Annotated in this window: 2 rRNA genes (1 of these 2 only partly in view); both read left to right on the forward strand. The window is 55.5% G+C overall.

Features of this window, described 5'->3' with window-relative positions:
• Positions 1 to 2,571: ribosomal RNA gene (locus HF690_RS14925) — 23S ribosomal RNA — on the forward strand; it begins 316 nt to the left of the window's first position.
• A 119-nt stretch (positions 2,572 to 2,690) separates the two neighbouring features.
• A 5S ribosomal RNA gene (rrf, locus tag HF690_RS14930) occupies positions 2,691 to 2,805 on the forward strand.
• The last annotated feature ends 25 nt before the right edge of the window (positions 2,806 to 2,830 follow it).

Below are 2,830 nucleotides of genomic sequence, written 5' to 3' on the forward strand. Positions count from 1 at the left end.
TGATAGCCCGGTAAGCGAAAAGGCATTTGGCGTGAAATCGAGTAGGGCGGGGCACGAGAAACCCTGTCTGAACATGGGGGGACCATCCTCCAAGGCTAAATACTACTGACCGACCGATAGTGAACCAGTACCGTGAGGGAAAGGCGAAAAGAACCCCGGAGAGGGGAGTGAAATAGACCCTGAAACCGTATACGTACAAGCAGTGGGAGCCCCTTCGTGGGGTGACTGCGTACCTTTTGTATAATGGGTCAGCGACTTACTGTCAGTGGCAAGCTTAACCATCTAGGGGAGGCGAAGGGAAACCGAGTCTGAATAGGGCGCATAGTCTCTGGCAGTAGACCCGAAACCGAGTGATCTATCCTTGGCCAGGTTGAAGGTGCGGTAACACGCACTGGAGGACCGAACCCACATCTGTTGCAATAGATGGGGATGAGCTGAGGATCGGAGTGAAAGGCTAAACAAACTCGGAGATAGCTGGTTCTCCTCGAAAGCTATTTAGGTAGCGCCTCATGTGTATCTTCCTGGGGGTAGAGCACTGTTATGGCTAGGGGGTCATCGCGACTTACCAAACCATGGCAAACTCCGAATACCAGGACAGACTGCATGGGAGACACACGGCGGGTGCTAACGTCCGTCGTGAAAAGGGAAACAACCCAGACCCGCAGCTAAGGTCCCCAAGTTATAGCTAAGTGGAAAACGATGTGGGAAGGCACAGACAGCCAGGAGGTTGGCTTAGAAGCAGCCACCCTTTAAAGAAAGCGTAATAGCTCACTGGTCGAGTCGGCCCGCGCGGAAGATTCAACGGGGCTCAAGCTATACACCGAAGCTCGGGGTGCACACTTTGTGTGCGCGGTAGAGGAGCGTTCTGTACGCCTGCGAAGGTGGATCGAGAGGTCTGCTGGAGGTATCAGAAGTGCGAATGCTGACATGAGTAACGATAAGGAGGGTGAAAAGCCCTCCCGCCGAAAGCCCAAGGTTTCCTCGCGCAACGTTCATCGGCGCAGGGTGAGTCGGCCCCTAAGGCGAGGCTGAAAAGCGTAGTCGATGGGAAGCGGGTTAATATTCCCGCACCTTGCCGTAGTGCGATGGGAGGACGGAGAAGGCTAGGTCTACCGGGCGTTGGTTGTCCCGGGGAAAGGCGGTAGGCGGTATTAGGAGGCAAATCCTTCTTTTACTTACGCCGAGCACCGAGACCAGGCTCTATATGAGCCGAAGTGACTGATGCCACGCTTCCAGGAAAAGTCCCTAAGCTTCAGCTACGGTGAGACCGTACCGTAAACCGACACAGGTAGGCAGGATGAGAATTCCAAGGCGCTTGAGAGAACTCGGGTGAAGGAACTAGGCAAAATGGTACCGTAACTTCGGGAGAAGGTACGCCCCCCGGTGTGGCTACATGCGTAGCTGAGCACTGGAGGGCCGCAGTAACCTGGCCGCTGCGACTGTTTATCAAAAACATAGCACTGTGCAAACACGTAAGTGGACGTATACGGTGTGACGCCTGCCCGGTGCCGGAAGGTTAATTGATGGGGTCAGCCGCAAGGCGAAGCTCTTGATCGAAGCCCCGGTAAACGGCGGCCGTAACTATAACGGTCCTAAGGTAGCGAAATTCCTTGTCGGGTAAGTTCCGACCTGCACGAATGGCGTAACGACAGCGGCGCTGTCTCCACCCGAGACTCAGTGAAATTGAAATCGCTGTGAAGATGCAGCGTTCCCGCAACAAGACGGAAAGACCCCGTGAACCTTTACTACAGCTTCACACTGAACGTTGAGTTCATCTGTGCAGGATAGGTGGGAGGCTTTGAAACCGAGGCGCTAGCTTCGGTGGAGCCATCCTTGAAATACCACCCTGATGTGCTTGACGTTCTAACCCAGACCCGTTATCCGGGTCGGGGACCATGTGTGGTGGGTAGTTTGACTGGGGCGGTCTCCTCCTAAAGAGTAACGGAGGAGCACGAAGGTACGCTCAGCGCGGTCGGACATCGCGCACTGTGTGCAAAGGCATAAGCGTGCTTGACTGCGAGATCGACGGATCAAGCAGGTACGAAAGTAGGTCTTAGTGATCCGGTGGTTCTGTATGGAAGGGCCATCGCTCAACGGATAAAAGGTACTCCGGGGATAACAGGCTGATACCGCCCAAGAGTTCATATCGACGGCGGTGTTTGGCACCTCGATGTCGGCTCATCACATCCTGGGGCTGTAGTCGGTCCCAAGGGTATGGCTGTTCGCCATTTAAAGTGGTACGCGAGCTGGGTTCAGAACGTCGTGAGACAGTTCGGTCCCTATCTGTTGTGGGCGTTGGAGATTTGAGGGGGGCTGCTCCTAGTACGAGAGGACCGGAGTGGACGTTCCGCTGGTGTTCGGGTTGTCATGCCCATGGCATTGCCCGGTAGCTACGAACGGAAGTGATAACCGCTGAAAGCATCTAAGCGGGAAGCACGCCCCAAGATGAGATCTCCCGAGACTTCGAGTCTCCTTAAGGACCCAGGTAGACCACCTGGTTGATAGGCGCGGTGTGGAAGTGCAGCAATGCATTGAGCTAACGCGTACTAATGATCCGTGCGGCTTGACCATATAACCCCAAGACGCTTCGATGTTTCCTTACCGACACATCTGGATGTATCCCGAACGCTTGTCACTCGATTCGCCCTTTTGCCGGGCTGGCGCTCACCAAGCGCTGCCCGCACCCCTTCCCTGGCGGCCATAGCGGTGTGGTCCCACCCGATCCCATCCCGAACTCGGCAGTGAAACGCACCCGCGCCAATGGTAGTGTGGCAGTTGCCATGCGAGAGTAGGTCACCGCCAGGGACCTCATACGAAAAGCCCCCGAGAT

Origin of the sequence: Oleiagrimonas citrea, assembly GCF_012395255.1 — a bacterium.
In the GTDB taxonomy this organism is placed as follows: Bacteria; Pseudomonadota; Gammaproteobacteria; order Xanthomonadales; family Rhodanobacteraceae; genus Oleiagrimonas; species Oleiagrimonas citrea.